14 protein-coding genes are annotated in these 15,474 nt (G+C 68.5%); 8 read left to right on the top strand and 6 right to left on the bottom strand.

Going from position 1 to position 15,474, the window contains the following annotated elements; translation table 11 throughout:
- Positions 1-92 precede the first annotated feature (92 nt).
- The 8 genes from QPK32_RS19560 to QPK32_RS19525 all read left to right on the top strand — a co-directional run bounded on the left by QPK32_RS19560 (position 93) and on the right by QPK32_RS19525 (position 11,227).
- On the top strand, positions 93-1,787 hold the full coding sequence (locus QPK32_RS19560; protein WP_290414473.1) for an amidohydrolase: 1,695 nt from the start codon (positions 93-95) through the stop codon (positions 1,785-1,787).
- A gap of 86 nt (positions 1,788-1,873) precedes the next feature.
- On the top strand, positions 1,874-3,589 hold the full coding sequence (hutU, locus tag QPK32_RS19555; protein WP_290414472.1) for a urocanate hydratase: 1,716 nt from the start codon (positions 1,874-1,876) through the stop codon (positions 3,587-3,589).
- Positions 3,590-3,641: 52 nt separating this feature from the next.
- Complete coding sequence (gene hutH / locus QPK32_RS19550; RefSeq protein WP_290414471.1) at positions 3,642-5,204, top strand: histidine ammonia-lyase; 1,563 nt, start codon at positions 3,642-3,644, stop codon at positions 5,202-5,204.
- A gap of 44 nt (positions 5,205-5,248) precedes the next feature.
- A complete protein-coding gene (gene hutG / locus QPK32_RS19545; RefSeq protein ID WP_290414470.1) occupies positions 5,249-6,037 on the top strand; it encodes an N-formylglutamate deformylase in 789 nt (262 codons plus the stop codon).
- A complete protein-coding gene (locus QPK32_RS19540; RefSeq protein ID WP_290414469.1) occupies positions 6,034-7,419 on the top strand; it encodes a formimidoylglutamate deiminase in 1,386 nt (461 codons plus the stop codon). Before hutG ends, QPK32_RS19540 begins: the two co-directional genes overlap by 4 nt.
- 48 nt (positions 7,420-7,467) lie before the next feature.
- Positions 7,468-8,085 (top strand): HutD family protein, encoded by a 618-nt coding sequence (locus tag QPK32_RS19535; protein ID WP_290414468.1) that lies wholly within the window; start codon positions 7,468-7,470, stop codon positions 8,083-8,085.
- Positions 8,078-9,301, top strand: coding sequence for an imidazolonepropionase (gene hutI, locus QPK32_RS19530; protein ID WP_290414467.1), 1,224 nt, complete (start codon positions 8,078-8,080; stop codon positions 9,299-9,301). Before QPK32_RS19535 ends, hutI begins: the two co-directional genes overlap by 8 nt.
- A 351-nt stretch (positions 9,302-9,652) precedes the next feature.
- On the top strand, positions 9,653-11,227 hold the full coding sequence (locus QPK32_RS19525) for a glycine betaine ABC transporter substrate-binding protein (RefSeq protein ID WP_290414466.1): 1,575 nt from the start codon (positions 9,653-9,655) through the stop codon (positions 11,225-11,227).
- Positions 11,228-11,296: 69 nt separating this feature from the next.
- Here the strand turns inward: QPK32_RS19525 and QPK32_RS19520 are convergent, their stop codons facing one another.
- The 6 genes from QPK32_RS19520 to QPK32_RS19495 all read right to left on the bottom strand — a co-directional run bounded on the left by QPK32_RS19520 (position 11,297) and on the right by QPK32_RS19495 (position 15,291).
- Positions 11,297-11,500, bottom strand: a complete 204-nt coding sequence (locus tag QPK32_RS19520; RefSeq protein ID WP_290414465.1) for a hypothetical protein — start codon at positions 11,498-11,500, stop codon at positions 11,297-11,299.
- A gap of 281 nt (positions 11,501-11,781) precedes the next feature.
- Positions 11,782-12,273 carry a GNAT family N-acetyltransferase gene (locus QPK32_RS19515; RefSeq protein WP_290414464.1) on the bottom strand — a complete coding sequence of 164 codons (492 nt, stop codon included), beginning with the start codon at positions 12,271-12,273 and terminating at the stop codon, positions 11,782-11,784.
- Entirely contained in the window at positions 12,270-13,208 is a 939-nt protein-coding gene (locus QPK32_RS19510) for a DMT family transporter (protein ID WP_290414463.1), read from the bottom strand. Before QPK32_RS19510 ends, QPK32_RS19515 begins: the two co-directional genes overlap by 4 nt.
- A 76-nt stretch (positions 13,209-13,284) precedes the next feature.
- A complete protein-coding gene (locus QPK32_RS19505) occupies positions 13,285-13,743 on the bottom strand; it encodes a hypothetical protein (protein ID WP_290414462.1) in 459 nt (152 codons plus the stop codon).
- Positions 13,744-13,834: 91 nt separating this feature from the next.
- Entirely contained in the window at positions 13,835-14,272 is a 438-nt protein-coding gene (locus QPK32_RS19500; RefSeq protein ID WP_290414461.1) for a DUF962 domain-containing protein, read from the bottom strand.
- 68 nt (positions 14,273-14,340) lie between these two features.
- Entirely contained in the window at positions 14,341-15,291 is a 951-nt protein-coding gene (locus tag QPK32_RS19495) for a LysR family transcriptional regulator (RefSeq protein WP_290414460.1), read from the bottom strand.
- Between the last annotated feature and the right edge of the window lie 183 nt (positions 15,292-15,474).

Genomic DNA, 15,474 nt, shown 5'->3' with positions numbered 1-15,474 from the left:
TCTGACCCCGGCTCTGACCCCGGTTTGATGTGGATTGACCGGCGTGTAAATTTCGCTACACTCGTCGTTTGCCCTCATTAACGGAGACCCCGATGCGCTTGCGCCAGCTTTCCCTGCACTGTTCCCTGTTCGTCCTCGCGTCCTGCGGCGCGATCGCGGCGGCGAATGCCGATACCGTGATCGACAATGCCAACGGCTACACGCTCAATGCGAAGGGCGACGTCGTCCAGTTCGCGTCGCTGGCGTTCGACGACAAGGGCCGCATCGTCGCGGTCGGGACGGCGCGGGCGGTGGCGGCGAAGGCGCCCAAGGCGAAGCACGTCGACATGCAGGGACGCACCGTGCTGCCGGGCCTCATCGATGCGCACGGCCACGTGTTCGGCCTGGGCGAGATGCTGACCCGGCTCGACCTCTCCGCCACCACCTCGCTGCCGCAAGCGCTGAAGGCGATCGGCGACTACGACAAGGCGAATGCGCGCGGCGATGCGAAGGCCTGGCTGCGCGGGCGCGGCTGGAACCAGGAAAACTGGAAGCTGGGCCGCTTCCCGACGGCCAAGGAACTCGACGGTGTCGTGAGCAATCGCCCCGTGTGGCTCGAGCGCGTCGACGGCCACGCCGGCTGGGCCAACAGCCGCGCGCTGGCGCTGGCCGGCATCACGGACAAGACGCCGGATCCGGTCGGCGGCAAGATCGTGCGCGATGCGAACGGCGTCGCCACCGGCGTGCTGGTCGACGCGGCCCAGGACCTCATGAAGAAAGTGCTGCCGCAGCCGACCGAGCAGGATGGCCGCGCCATGCTCGACAAGGCGTTGCAGAAGATGGCCAGCGTGGGCCTCACGAGCGCCCACGACGCCGGCATCACCGTCGCCCAGGACAAGCTGTACCGCGACTACGCCGACCACGGCAAGCTCACCGCCCGCATCTACGCGATGATCGGCGGCACCGGCCCCGATTTCGACCAGCTGTCGAAGAACGGCCCGCTCGAGACCTACGGCCACGACATGTACGCGCTGCGCGCCGTGAAGCTGTATTCGGACGGCGCGCTGGGCAGCCGCGGCGCCGCGCTGCTGGCGCCGTACAGCGACGATCCGCACTCGCACGGCCTGCTGTTCAACACCAACGAGCAGATCGACGCGATGATCGGCAAGGCGATGAAGAAGGGCTACCAGGTCAACGTGCACGCGATCGGCGATGCCGGCAACCGCCAGATCCTGGATACCTTCGCCAAGGAGATCCCGGCCAACCATGGCGCGAATCATGGTGAAGATCTGCGCCACCGCATCGAGCACGCCCAGATCGTGACCTTGGACGACATCCCGCGCTTCAAGACGATCGGCATCGTGCCCTCGATGCAGCCGACCCACGCGACCTCGGACAAGAACATGGCCGAGCAGCGCGTCGGATCCGAGCGCATCAAGGGCGCCTACGCCTGGCGCACCTTCCTGGCCCAGGGCTCGCGCATCGCCTGCGGTTCCGATTTCCCGGTCGAGGCGCCGAACCCGTTCTTCGGCATCCACGCCGCCGTCACGCGCCAGGACGCGGGCGGACAGCCGATCGCGGGCTGGTATCCGGAACAGGAGATGTCGCTGAAGGAAGCGTTCCGCTGCTTCACGCTGGACGCCGCCTGGGCCGGCCACCAGGAAAAGAACCTGGGCACGCTGGAAGCGGGCAAGTACGCCGACTTCATCGTCATCGACCGCGACCTCTTCAAGATGTCGCCCTACGATATCTACAAGACCGGCGTGCTGGAAACCTGGGTCGCCGGCCGCCAGGTGTATAAAAAATAAGCGCAAACAAGACGTCAAAATGGATTGACGTGGTTGTATAGACAACCTAGACTGCTCTTCGACCGTCAACCGTCGAGGAGCAGACCATGGTCCAGTCCACCCCGCATCCGCACGAAGCCGATCCGCGCTTCGATCCCGCCCGCGTCATCACCGCCCCGCGCGGCAGCCAGCTCGCCTGCAAGAGCTGGCTGACCGAGGCGGCCTACCGCATGTTGCAGAACAACCTGGATGCCGAGGTGGCGGAAAACCCGCAGCGCCTCGTCGTCTACGGCGGCATCGGCCGCGCCGCGCGCGACTGGGCCAGCTTCGACCAGATCCTGGCCTCGTTGAAGGAACTGAACGACGACCAGACCCTGCTGATCCAGTCCGGCAAGCCGGTCGGCGTGTTCCAGACGCACCCGGACGCGCCGCGCGTGCTGCTGGCGAACTCGAACCTCGTGCCCAAGTGGGCGAACTGGGAACACTTCAACGAGCTCGATCGCAAGGGCTTGTTCATGTACGGCCAGATGACGGCCGGCAGCTGGATCTATATCGGCACCCAGGGCATCGTGCAGGGCACCTACGAGACCTTCGCCGAGGCGGGGCGCCAGCACTTCGGCGGCGACATGGCGGGACGCTGGATCCTCACGGCGGGCCTGGGCGGCATGGGCGGCGCGCAGCCGCTGGCGGCCAGCTTCGCCGGCGCCGTCTCGCTCACCGTCGAGTGCCGCCAGGCCAGCATCGACTTCCGCCTGCGCACGCGCTACCTCGACAAGCAGGCACGGGACATCGACGAGGCGCTGGCCATGATCGCGCAGCACAAGGAACGCCGGGAAGCCGTCTCCATCGGCCTGCTGGGCAACGCGGCCGACGTGCTGCCGGAACTGGTGCGCCGGGCAAAGCAGGGCGGGCTGGTGCCGGACCTCGTCACCGACCAGACCTCGGCCCACGACCTGATCCACGGCTACCTGCCGCGCGGCTGGGCGCTCGAACGATGGGAAGACGCCCAGCGCGACCCGGCCCTCCACGCGGAACTGAAGGAGGCCGCGGCGGCATCGTGCGCCGCGCACGTGCAGGCGATCCTCGACTTCAAGGCGATGGGCGCGCAGGCGGTCGACTACGGCAACAATATCCGCCAGGTGGCGCTGGACGCGGGCGTGCAGGATGCCTTCGCCTTCCCCGGCTTCGTGCCGGCCTATATCCGCCCGCAGTTCTGCGAGGGCAGGGGGCCGTTCCGCTGGGTGGCGCTGTCCGGCGACCCCGAGGACATCTACAAGACCGACGCCAAGATCAAGGAGCTGTTTCCCCAGCATGCGCGGGTGCACCGCTGGCTCGACATGGCGCGCGAGCGCATCGCCTTCCAGGGCCTGCCGGCGCGCATCTGCTGGCTGGGCCTGGGCGAGCGCCACGTGGCGGGCCTCGCGTTCAACGAGATGGTGCGCAGCGGAGAACTGAAGGCACCCATCGTGATCGGCCGCGACCACCTCGACACGGGCTCCGTCGCCAGCCCCAACCGCGAGACCGAGGCGATGCGCGACGGTACCGACGCCGTGTCCGACTGGCCCCTGCTGAACGCCATGCTGAACACGGCCGGGGGCGCCACCTGGGTGTCGCTGCACCACGGCGGCGGCGTCGGCATGGGATACTCGCAGCATGCGGGCGTCGTCATCGTCGCCGACGGCAGCGAGGCGGCGGATAAACGCCTGGCGCGCGTGCTCGTCAACGACTGCGCATCCGGCGTGATGCGCCATGCCGATGCCGGCTATGAATTGGCGATCGAGACGGCCAAGCGCTTCGGCCTCACCCTCCCCATGATCAAGTAATCCAAGCAATCCAAGTCATCCAAGCAATAGCGCCCAGCCAGACGAGAAGCACATGAACCACCCAGAACACCACCTGACCCTCGACCCCGGCGCACTGGCGCTGGCCGACCTGCGCGCCGCCTGGACGGCGCACGGCAAGCTCGCGCTGGCGTCCCATGCGCGGGCCGCCATCGAGGCGTCCGCCGCGGCCGTGCAGGCCATCGTCGCCAAGGGCGACCCGGCCTACGGCATCAACACGGGCTTCGGCCTGCTGGCCAAGCGCCACATCCCGCCCGAGCAGCTGGAGCAGCTGCAGCAGAACCTGATCCTGTCGCACGCCGTCGGCACGGGCGAGCTGCTGGCGGACGAGGTCGTGCGCCTGGTCCTGCTCACCAAGATCGGCAGCCTGGCGCGCGGCTATTCCGGCGTGCGTCCCGTGATCGTCGATACGCTGGTGGCGCTGTACAACGCGGGCATCATGCCGGCGATCCCGTCCCAGGGTTCGGTCGGCGCCTCGGGCGACCTGGCGCCGCTGGCGCACATGACGCTGGCGATCCTGGGCGTGGGCCAGGTGCGCATGCGCGGCACGCTGATGGATGCGCGCGCGGCGCTGGCGGCGGCCGGCATCGAACCGGTGACGCTGGCGGCCAAGGAGGGCCTGGCGCTGATCAACGGCACGCAAGTGTCGACGGCGCTGGCGTTGCACGGCCTGTTCCTGGCCGAGCGCCTGCTGGAGGCGGCCATGGTGTCGGGCGCCCTGTCGCTGGACGCGGCGCGCGGCAGCGACGCCCCGTTCGATGCGCGCGTGCACGCCGTGCGCGGCCAGCCGGGCCAGATCGCGGCGGCGCGGATCTACCGCGAACTGGTGGCGGGCAGCGCGATCCGCGCCTCGCACCTGGTCGGCGACGAACGCGTGCAGGACCCCTACAGCCTGCGCTGCCAGCCGCAGGTGATGGGCGCCGTGATGGACTTGATCAGCCAGGCCGGACGCACGCTGCTGGTGGAATCGAACGCCGTCACCGACAATCCCCTCATCTTCGTGGGCGACGACGGCCAGGCGCGCGCCGAGGTGGTCTCGGGCGGCAACTTCCACGCCGAGCCGGTGGCGTTCGCCGCGGACACGCTGGCGCTGGCCATCGCCGAGATCGGCGCGCTGGCCGAGCGCCGCATCGCCCTGCTGATCGACGCGACCCTGTCCGGCCTGCCGCCCTTCCTGGTGCGCGAGCCGGGCGTGAATTCCGGCTTCATGATCGCCCACGTGACGGCGGCGGCGCTGGCCTCGGAGAACAAGTCGCTGGCGCATCCGGCCAGCGTCGACAGCCTGCCGACGTCCGCGAACCAGGAAGACCACGTCAGCATGGCGACCTTCGCGGCGCGCCGTCTCGGCCAGATGGCGCACAATACCGGCGTCATCGTCGGCATCGAGCTGCTGGCCGCGGCCCAGGGGATCGAATTCCACCGTCCGCTCACCAGCTCCGCGCACCTGGAGCACGTGCACGCGCGGCTGCGCGCGCGCGTGCCGGCCTTCGATGCCGACCGTTTCTTTGCGCCGGACATCGAGGCGGCGCGCGCGATGGTGATGGACGGCGAATTGTCGGCCGCCTGCAAGGATTTGTTCGCCGTCCTGCATCCCTGACGCCACGAGATCCACCAATAGATCCACCAACAGGAGGACCCGCGATGGATTACAGCTTCAAGGCGGGCAAGGTCCCGCTGCTCGTGTCGATGCCGCACGTGGGCACCGACATCCCGGACGACGTCGCGGCGCGCCTGGCCCCGTGCGCCCTGGCGCGCGCCGACACGGACTGGCACCTGGCCGCGCTGTACGCCTTTGCCGAGGAGATGGGCGCGTCGATGCTGGCGGCGCGCTGGTCGCGCTACCTGATCGACCTGAACCGCCCGCCGGAAAACACCAACCTGTATCCGGGCCAGGACACGACGGGCCTGTGCCCCGTTGACACGTTCGGCAAGGAACGCCTGTACCGCGCGGGGATGGAGCCGGACGACGCGGAGGTGGCGCAGCGCCTGGCGCGCTACTGGCGCCCCTACCACGAACAGCTGCGCGCCGAACTGGACCGCCTGCTGGCGCTGCACGGCAGGGTGATCCTGTGGGATGCGCATTCGATCGCGTCCCGGGTGCCGCGCTTCTTCGAGGGCCGCCTGCCCGACCTGAACTTCGGCACCGCGGACGGCAAGTCCTGCTCGCTGCAGCTGGAAGGCGCGATGATCCAGGCCGCGAACGCCCAGGACCGTTTCTCCTTCGTCTTCAACGGCCGCTTCAAGGGGGGCCACATCACGCGCCGCTACGGCGATCCGGCCGCCGGCGTGCACGCGATCCAGCTCGAGATGTGCCAGTGCCTGTACATGGACGAGGCACCCCCGTTCGACTACCGGCCCGAGGTCGCGGCGCAGGTGCAGCCGCTGCTGCGGCAATTGCTGGGCACGGCGCTGGAGTGGGTGCGGCGATGACGGTGCCCACGAGCGCACTGTTCGCCCGCCATGCGCTGCTGCCCGAGGGCTGGCGGCGCGACGTGCTGCTGGCATGGGATGCCGGCGGCGACCTGGTGCGGGTGGCGCCGGATGCGCAGGCGCCCGCCGGCGTGCCGCAGGCGGCGTATGTCGTGCCGGGCATGGTCAACCTGCATTCGCACGCCTTCCAGCGCGCGCTGGGCGGGCTGACGGAGCGGGCCGCGCAGGGCACGGTGGAGGGGCCGGATAGTTTCTGGACCTGGCGCGAGCTGATGTACCGCTTCGCCGGCCGTATCAGGCCCGAGCAGGCCGAGGCGATCGCCGCGCAGCTGCACGTCGAGTGCCTGCGCCACGGCTATACGGCGATCTGCGAATTCCACTACCTGCACCGCGATGCCGGCGGGGCCCCCTATGCCCAGGCGGCGGAGATGGCGCTGCGCATCGCGCGGGCCGCCCAGGCTTCCGGCATCGGCCTGACGCTGCTGCCCGTGCTGTACGCGCATGCGGGCTTCGGCGACGCGCCCTTGAAGCCGGAACAGCGGCGCTTTCGCAGCGACCCGGAGCACGTGCTGCGCATCGTGGAGGCGCTGGAACCGTTGCGCGGTCCGCAGCTCGAGGTGGGCGCCGCGCCCCATTCGCTGCGCGCCGCGTCCATTGCCCAGATCCGCGCGCTGGTACAGGGACTGCCGCCGGATCGCCCCCTGCACATCCACGTGGCCGAGCAGCAGGCCGAAGTGGCGCAGTGCCTGGATGCGACGGGGCGGCGCCCCGTCGACTACCTGATGGAGCAAGTAGACGTCGATGCGCGCTGGTGCCTCGTGCATGCGACGCACATGACGGCGGATGAAACGGCCGGCCTCGCGGCCAGCGGCGCCGTTGCCGGCGTGTGTCCGACCACGGAAGCCAACCTGGGTGACGGGCTGTTTCCGCTGGAAGCCTACCTGTCCGCCGGCGGACGGTTCGGCATCGGCAGCGACAGCCACGTGTCGCAGAGCCCGGTCGAGGAATTGCGCTGGCTCGAATACGGCCAGCGCCTGCAGCGGCAGCGCCGCAACATCGCCGTCGGCGCCGAGCAGCGCGACGTCGCCGCCTTCCTGTGGCAGGGCGCGCTGGCCGGCGGCGCCCGGGCGGCGGGACGGCCCGTCGGCAGTCTCGTCCCCGGCCGGCGCGCCGACCTGCTGGTGCTGGACGAGGACCACGTCGACCTGGCGGGTGCCGGGGCGGACGACGTGCTGGGCCGCTTCCTGTTCTGCGGCAACGACAACCTCGTGCGCGATGTGCTCGCCGGCGGCCGCTGGGTGGTGCGCGGCGGCCGCCACGCGGACCAGGACGGCATCGCGCGGCGCTATATTGCTGCCGTACGTGAACTGCGCGGCGCCTGAACAGGTTATGCTTACGACAGCTTTGACCTGAGCGGGGAGGAAACGACCATGACGATGCTGATTCCGTTCGCCGGCCTGGCGCCGGTCTCGTGGAAGAACGGCGGCGGCAGCACGACCGAAATCGCCGTGTTCCCGCAGGATGCCGGTTTCGACGCCTTCGACTGGCGCGTGAGCCTGGCCACGGTCGCCGCCGACGGACCGTTCTCCGCCTTTCCCGGCGTCGAGCGCACGCTGGTGCTGGTCGACGGCCACGGCATGACGCTGGACATCGACGGCGAGCCGACCATGCTGTCGAAGGCCGACCCGGTCGCCGCGTTCGACGGCGAGTCGCGCGTCGAGGCCAAGCTCAGCCGCGGCCCCAGCACGGACTTCAACGTGATGACGCGCCTGGACCGCTGCTGGCACCGCTTCGGCCGGCGCGTGCTGGACGGCGATTCCACCTTCGTCGCGCGCGCCGACGTCACCGTGCTGTTCCTGGCCGAGGGGGAGGGCCTGGAGCTGTGCAGCGACGACCAGCGCATCAATCTGGTGCGCTACGACGCCGTGCTACTGGACCAGGACACCACCTGGAAGCTGCAGGCCGACCAGGGCACGATCTTCATCGCGGACATCCATTACTACGACGACGAGGACGATCTCGCCGAGGACGACGGCCTGTATGACTGAGACGGCCGACCTGCTGTTCGCGAACGCCCGCCTGGCCACGATGGCGGACGGCGGCTACGGCATCGTCGAGGACGGCGCGCTGGCCGTGCGCGATGGGCGCATCGCCTGGCTGGGGCCGCGCGCGCAGGCGCCGCGGGCGGAGCGCGTGCACGATTGCGGCGGCATGTGGATCACGCCGGGCCTGGTCGACTGCCATACCCACATCGTCCATGCCGGCAACCGCAGCGGCGAGTGGGAGGCGCGCCTGAACGGCGCCAGCTACGAGGACATCGCGCGCCAGGGCGGCGGCATCATGTCCACCGTGCGCGCCACGCGTGCCGCCTCCGAAGAGGAGCTGCTGCGCCAGAGCGCGCTGCGCATCGCGGCCCTGCTGGCCGAGGGCGTGACGACGCTGGAGATCAAGTCCGGCTATGGCCTGGACCTGGCGTCGGAAGCGGCGATGCTGCGCACGGCGCGGCGCGTGGCCGCCACCATGCCGGTACAGGTGCACACGACCTTCCTCGGCGCCCATGCGCTGCCGCCGGAGCATGCAGGCCGCGCCGACGACTACATCGACGACCTGTGTGCGCACATGCTGCCGGCGCTGGCGGGGGAAGGGCTGGTCGACGCCGTCGACGCCTTCTGCGAACGCATCGGCTTCACGCAGGCCCAGACGGCGCGCGTGTTCGACGCGGCGCGGCGCCTGGGCCTGCCCGTGAAGCTGCATGCGGAGCAGTTGTCGGACCAGGGCGGGGCGGCGCTGGTGGCGCGTTACGGCGGCCTGTCGGCAGACCACCTGGAATGGCTGTCCCCGGACGGCATCGCCGCGATGGCGCAGGCCGGCACCGTAGCCGTGCTGCTGCCCGGCGCCTACTACTTCCTGCGCGAGACGCGCATGCCGCCGCTGGACGCCTTGCGCGCCGCCGGGGTGCCGCTCGCCGTCGCCACCGACTGCAATCCGGGCACCTCGCCCCTGACGTCCTTGCTGCTCGCCATGAACATGGCCTGCACGCTGTGGCGCCTGACGCCGCTGGAGGCGCTGCGCGGGGCGACCGTCAACGGCGCCCGCGCGCTGGGACGGGGCGACGTCGGCACGCTGGACATCGGCAAGCGCGCCGACCTGGCCATCTGGGACATCGCGCGTCCGGCCGACCTGGCGTATGCGCTGGGCGCGAATCCGTGCCGGGCCGTCGTCAACGCGGGCGTGCCGCGGGCACCGCGGGTCGAGCTGCCGTAACAGGAACGCCGGCCCGCGTCCCGATACGTCGTCCCCGCGCAGGCGCACTGGTGTCCGGAATATTATTCGTGACAAAAGCATCGTCATTCCCGCGAAGGCGGGAATCCATGCTGAGCAACCGAATTCCGTATGTTGAAGACGAGGGGGCTTATTAAGTGAACGACTTCGGGACCTCAGCATGGGTTCCCGCCTTCGCGGGAACGACGGGTTTATCTATGGCGCATCTTATTGCAGAGCGTAGCGATTATCCCGGACAGCAGTGCGCGCAGGCGGGGACGCAATTCCGTCGCGCAGCCACGACGCCCAATCGGTTATCCTCCAGCTCATCCGCTTATCGTTCGACGACACCCCATGCCGAGGATCTTCCTGCTGCTGCTCGCCTGCGCCCATCTCCTGTTGCCCGCCCTTGCGCACGCCGAAGAACCCCTGCGCGTCGGCTCCAAGCGCTTCACCGAGTCCTACATCCTCGGCGAGATCCTGACCCAGGCGGCGGCGAAGGCCGGTCCGGCCGAGCACAAGCAGGGCCTGGGCAACACGGCCATCGTGCTGAGCGCGCTGCGCTCCGGCGCCATCGACGTCTATCCGGAATACCTGGGGACCATCGGCCTGGAAATCCTCAAGGATCCGCAAGCGGGCACGCTGGAGCAGATGCGCGCCGGACTGCGTGCGCTGGGCCTGGGCGTGGCGGTGCCGCTCGGTTTCTCCAACGGCTATGCGCTGGCGACGCGCGGCGACGCCGGCATCGAGCGCCTGTCGCAGCTGGCGGCGCGGCCGGACTGGAAGATCGGCCTGTCGCACGAGTTCCTCGGCCGCGGCGACGGCTGGCCCGGCCTCGCGCGGCGCTACGGCCTGCCGCAGCAGCCGCGCGGCCTGGACCACGGCATCGCCTACGAGGCGCTGCTGCGGCATCAGGTCGACGCCATCGACATCTATTCGACCGACGCCAAGATCCATCAATACGGCCTGCGCGTGCTGGCCGACGACAAGGATTACTTCCCGCGCTACGACGCGGTGCTGCTGTACCGCCTCGACCTGCCGCAGCGCCTGCCGAAGGCCTGGCAGGCGTTGACAGCCCTCGAGGGCACGATCGCGGCGGACGACATGATCGCCATGAATGCCGAGGCCGAACTGGACAAGAAGCATTTCGCGGCGATCGCCCGCGCATGGCTAAGTTGTAGGGTGGACGGCTCCGCCGTCCACGCGTCCGGCGCACGCGTGCATTGCGCCACGAACGCCGCCACGGCCATGCCGACGTTGCCCGGACGCGTTGACGGCACGGCCGTCCACCCTGCCGTTGATGGCCTGTGGACCAAAACCTTCGGCAACGGCTTCGGTCCGCTCGCGCGCCAGCACCTGCTGCTGGTGGCGCTGGCCGTGCTGCTCGGCTGCGCCGCCGGCATCCCGCTGGGCATCGTGGCGGCCCTGGTGCCGCGCCTGCGCCAGGCGGTGCTGGCCCTGGCCGGCGTGCTGCAGACCGTTCCCTCGCTGGCCTTGCTGGCGATGCTGATCCCGCTGCTGGGCCGCATCGGCACCGTGCCCGCGCTGGTGGCCCTGTGCGCCTATGCGCTGCTGCCTATCGTGCGCAATACCTGCACGGGCCTGTTGCAGGTGCCGAAAGGGTTGCGCACGGCGGCGCTGGCGCTGGGCATGACGCGCGCCCAGGCGCTGCGGCACGTGGAGCTGCCGCTGGCCGCGCCGGTGATCCTGGCCGGCATCAAGACGGCGGCCGTGATGAGCGTCGGCACGGCCACCATCGCCGCCTTCATCGGCGCCGGCGGCTTCGGCGAACGCATCACCACGGGCCTGGCGCTGAACGACAACGACATGATGCTGGCGGGGGCGATTCCGGCGGCATTGCTGGCATTGCTGACCCAGGCGGGCTTCGAAGCCGTCGAACGCCTGCTGGCGCGCCGCCGCGGCGCCTGAAGCGCCTGCCGCACCCGAAACGCCTTCGGCACCTTCGGCACCTTCAGCACCCGAGGCGCCGCCGGGCGCCTACAGCGACTGCAGCTTGGAACGCGTCGTGGAGATTGCCCGGTGCAGCAGGCGCTCCGCATGGAAGTCGTTTTCGCGCTGGACGGCGATGGCCTGCAGGCCGCGTGTGTAGGTGTCGATGCGCGAGCGCAGCCAGCTGCGGTAAGCCCATAGGTAGGCCCATCGGAAGATCGGTCCGGCGAATGGAATGGCGCTGGGTTTCATGGTTTCCTCCCTTGAGCCAATATTGTCTTTCACGCAAATTCCTTGCATTTGTGTTCACGCAATCGGGCGGGGGCCCCAAGATCGCAGCTTTCTGTTACCGAAGTAAGCATTTGTAAGGAATCCGCACGGCACGGAAACGGAGGCATATATTGAACCCCGTTGGATTCAAGTCTCCCCTCCCCATTCGACAATGGGTTCACCCACGGTGCTATTGCTAGCCCGTGGGTTTTTTCTTTCTGGACAGGTGTATATGCGTGCCTGTTATGCGCTTAGTTACGCGCTTATTGTCCGGCCAGTGCTTCGAGCGGTGCGCCGGTGACGCGGCAGATGCGCCAGTCCGGCAGGATCTCGGCACCCATCGACTTGTAGAACTCGATGGCCGGGGTATTCCAGTCGAGCACCGACCATTCGAAGCGGCCGCACTGGCGCTCCACGGCCAGGCGCGCCAGGTGGCGCAGCATGCGGCTGCCGTAGCCCTTGCCGCGGTGCGCCTGGCGCACGTACAGGTCTTCCAGGTACAGTCCCTTCTTCGTCAGGAAGGTCGAGAAGTTGTGGAAGAACAGGGCGAAGCACACGACCTCGCCGTCGGCCTCGCCGATGATGGCTTCGCAGGCCGGACGCGCGCCGAACAGGCCCTCGTGCAGCAGGGCTTCGGTGGCCACGACCATGTGCTCGAGCTTTTCGAACACGGCCAGCTCGACGATCATCGCATGGATGTGCGCGACGTCGGCAGGGGTGGCGGGGCGGATGGCGAAGGTCGTTTCTACGGTCATGGCGTTTCGATGGGATTGTTCAGTTGGATGGATGGCGCGGGCTTGGCGGCCGGGCCGCGCATGGCCCAGGCGACGCTGCCCAGGCACACGGCCATGCCCAGCCATTCGACGAGGCCGGGACGATAGCCTTCGAGCTTGATCGACAGCAGGACCGACAGCACGGGCGTGATCACGCCGATGTACACGGCCTTGCTCGAACCGATGCGGTTGATCAGCGTGAAATAGCAGATGAAGGCGACGACCGAGCCGAAGATCGACAGGTGCAGCAGGCCGAACACATAGCTGGGCGCGCGCGGGATGATGAATTCCTGGCCTGTCGCCAGGCACCAGATGGCCACCATGCTGGCGCCCCAGAACATCGACCAGCCCGTCGTCAGCAACAGGTTGCTCGACTGCTCGCGCACCTTGGCGACGACGACGGAACCGGCCGAGCTGGCGACCGAGGCGCCGATGCCCAGCATCAGCCCCAGCAGGAAGTGGCCCTGGCCGCCGCCCTTGATATCGTGCAGCGCATTGCCGATCGCATGCCAGAACAGCAGCAGCACGCCGGCCATCGCGGCCACGCCGGCGCCCCAGGTGCGCAGCGGAATCGGGGTGCCGAAGGCGATGCGCGCGCAGATCGGCGTCCAGAACACCATCAGGGCGAACAGCACGGCCACCAGGGCCGAGACCACGTACTGTTCGGCGTTGTAGGTGCAGACGTAGGACAGGCCGAAGGTGAAGAAACCCTGCAGCAGCGTCCAGCGCTGCACGCGCCAGGGCAGCCGCAGCTTGTCGCCGCGCAGCAGGCACCAGGCGAACAGCGTCATCGACGCCAGCGCAAACCGATAGACGACCGATACCGCGGGCGGGACTTCGCCCAGTTGCAAGGTAATGGCCCAGAAGGTGGAGCCCCAGATGAGCGAGGCGATGGTGAACAGGACGTAGGAGGGCATCGCGGAAGTATAGTGCTTTCGCGATATTGCCGGAACATTAGCTATATGAAAGTGTCCATCTTACGACGCGGTCCCGTCAGTGCGTGACCCTGGTCGTGTAGCCATTGCTCAGCAGGCGTACCCGTTCCCCCGGCCGGAACATCTCGTCGGCCAGCTGCGTCACCGAGCGCAATTCGCCGCTGTCGAGCCGCACCGTGATCTCGAAGCCGGGCTTGTTGTTGGCCTGGTTTTCGATCCGGTTGCCGATGAGGCCGCCGGCCACGGCGCCGATGATGCCCATCGCCGCCTCGCCGCGGCCGCTGCCGGCCATCGAGCCGCCCAGCCCGCCCAGCGCAGCGCCGGACATGGTCCCGACGCCCGTCTCCGGGTTGGCGATGGTGACGTTGCGCACCGATTCGACGGTACCCGTGCGTACCGTCTGCTCGTTCATGGTCTGGCCGCTGGTGTACACATTGCCCGACGTGGGCGGGCCGGCGCAGGCGCCCAGCAGGGCGCAGGCGGCGAGCGTGGCGGGAATGGCGAGATTGGGGTTCATGACCGTCTCCAGCGTAGGGCAGTGGCGATGCGCCCAGCATACGCTTCCAGTGCGCGCATGGCGCACATCAGGATGCCTCAATAGGCCAGCCTCAGTAGGCCAGATTGAAGCGGCGGTACAGGAAGCCGAGCACGAACAGCGGCCCGATCAGCAGGAAGCGCAGGTCGTCCAGGAACGACGGTTTCTTGCCCTCGATCTGGTGGCCGATGAACTGGCCGATCCAGGCCACGACGAAGACGGCGATCGACAGGGGCAGCACGGCCAGCGGCGGTAGCAGGGCCAGTACGCCCAGCATGGCCAGCGCCAGCGCCAGCATGCCCAGTGCGAACGGGCGCGACAGCCGCAGGTAATACCACAGCGCCGCCGCGCAGGCGGCGACGGCCGCGAGCGGATGGATGCTCCACAGGATGCCCAGCAGCGTGAACACGATCACGGGCACGCACACGAAGTGGATGCGTTCGTTGGTCGGGTTGCGGTGGCTGTCGGCATAGCGCTCGAGCAGCACGTCGATGGTGCGCGGCGGGGTCATGCTCGTCTCCTGGTTGTGCGGGCTGCGATGCGGGCTCTGGCGGCCCATGCGGTCGATTCTACCGGCCTTCAGGCCACGGCCGCAACGGGCAGCGGCGGCCGCTGCGCGGTGCCGCCGTTCATGTAGGGATTGGCGGCGAACAGCTCGGCGATCCATTCGACGAACACGCGCACCTTGGCCGACAGGTGGCGGTTCTGCGGATACACGACGTGGACCGGCAGCGAGTCGCTCAGCCAGTCCGGCAGCACCTGCACCATGCGTCCGTTTTCCACGTGGCGCTTGACCAGGTAGTCCGTCATCTGGATGACGCCCAGGCCCGCCAGCCCCGCTTCCACGTAGGCATTCGACTCGTTGAGCGCGATCACGCCGCGCATCGGCACCACGATGCGCTCGTCGCCGCGGTTGAAATCCCAGTCGAACGTCTTGCCCGTCTTGGACGAAAAGTAATTCACGCAGCGGTGCCGTTCGAGGTCGCGCGGATGCTGGGGCACGCCGTAGCGCGCCAGGTAGGACGGCGCCGCCGCCGTGAAGAAATTGATGGCGCCGACGCGGCGCGCGATCAGGCTCTCGTCGGCGAGCGTGCCGCCGCGCACGGCACAATCGACGCCTTCCTCGACCAGGTCGATGATGCGGTCGGAGCTGCCCAGTTCCAGCATGATGTCCGGATAGCGTTCGAAGAAGGCGGGCAGGGCCGGCACGATGATCTCGCTCGACAGCCCGGTCGGCACGTCCACGCGCAGGCGGCCGCTGGGCGAGAGCCGGGTGCGCGACAGCGATTCCTCGGCGTCGCGCACGTCGGACAGGATGCGCAGGCAGCGCTCGTAATAGGCGGCGCCGTCGGTGGTCACCGTCACCGAGCGCGTAGTCCGGTGCAGCAGCTTGGCCGACAGCGATGCTTCCAGCGACTGCACGAGCGTCGAGACGGTGGCCTTGGGCATCTGCAGCATTTCGGCGGCGCGGGTAAAACTGCCGGCGTCGACCACCTGCACGAAGACTTCCATGGCTTGTAGCTTGTTCATGAGCAACCTTTCGGCCTCATGCGGGGCGCATAAAGCCTGGAAATACATTGATTGTTCAGAACTCTGAACAATCAATTCGAAATTGAGCTATTTATTAGATTGTAGATGAAGTCTATAGTGTCGGAACTGTAGTGACAAAATTTGATAGCACGACAGCCAACAGCAGATGTGAAGGAACACGGG

The organism is Massilia sp. YIM B02763, from assembly GCF_030412015.1.
Classification (GTDB): domain Bacteria; phylum Pseudomonadota; class Gammaproteobacteria; order Burkholderiales; family Burkholderiaceae_D; genus Telluria.
The sequence above is the reverse complement of the archived record's forward strand: the minus strand, read 5'-3'. Positions and strand labels throughout refer to the sequence as shown.

Excerpts from the sequence above, each read along its gene's own strand:
- QPK32_RS19560 (WP_290414473.1), top strand. The coding sequence starts at position 93 with ATGCGCTTGCGCCAGCTTTCCCTGCACTGTTCCCTGTTCGTCCTCGCG.
- hutI (WP_290414467.1), top strand. The coding sequence starts at position 8,078 with ATGACTGAGACGGCCGACCTGCTGTTCGCGAACGCCCGCCTGGCCACG.
- hutU (WP_290414472.1), top strand. The coding sequence starts at position 1,874 with ATGGTCCAGTCCACCCCGCATCCGCACGAAGCCGATCCGCGCTTCGAT.
- QPK32_RS19520 (WP_290414465.1), bottom strand. The coding sequence starts at position 11,500 with ATGAAACCCAGCGCCATTCCATTCGCCGGACCGATCTTCCGATGGGCC.
- QPK32_RS19535 (WP_290414468.1), top strand. The coding sequence starts at position 7,468 with ATGACGATGCTGATTCCGTTCGCCGGCCTGGCGCCGGTCTCGTGGAAG.
- QPK32_RS19505 (WP_290414462.1), bottom strand. The coding sequence starts at position 13,743 with ATGAACCCCAATCTCGCCATTCCCGCCACGCTCGCCGCCTGCGCCCTG.
- QPK32_RS19500 (WP_290414461.1), bottom strand. The coding sequence starts at position 14,272 with ATGACCCCGCCGCGCACCATCGACGTGCTGCTCGAGCGCTATGCCGAC.
- QPK32_RS19515 (WP_290414464.1), bottom strand. The coding sequence starts at position 12,273 with ATGACCGTAGAAACGACCTTCGCCATCCGCCCCGCCACCCCTGCCGAC.
- hutH (WP_290414471.1), top strand. The coding sequence starts at position 3,642 with ATGAACCACCCAGAACACCACCTGACCCTCGACCCCGGCGCACTGGCG.
- QPK32_RS19510 (WP_290414463.1), bottom strand. The coding sequence starts at position 13,208 with ATGCCCTCCTACGTCCTGTTCACCATCGCCTCGCTCATCTGGGGCTCC.
- QPK32_RS19495 (WP_290414460.1), bottom strand. The coding sequence starts at position 15,291 with ATGAACAAGCTACAAGCCATGGAAGTCTTCGTGCAGGTGGTCGACGCC.
- hutG (WP_290414470.1), top strand. The coding sequence starts at position 5,249 with ATGGATTACAGCTTCAAGGCGGGCAAGGTCCCGCTGCTCGTGTCGATG.
- QPK32_RS19540 (WP_290414469.1), top strand. The coding sequence starts at position 6,034 with ATGACGGTGCCCACGAGCGCACTGTTCGCCCGCCATGCGCTGCTGCCC.
- QPK32_RS19525 (WP_290414466.1), top strand. The coding sequence starts at position 9,653 with ATGCCGAGGATCTTCCTGCTGCTGCTCGCCTGCGCCCATCTCCTGTTG.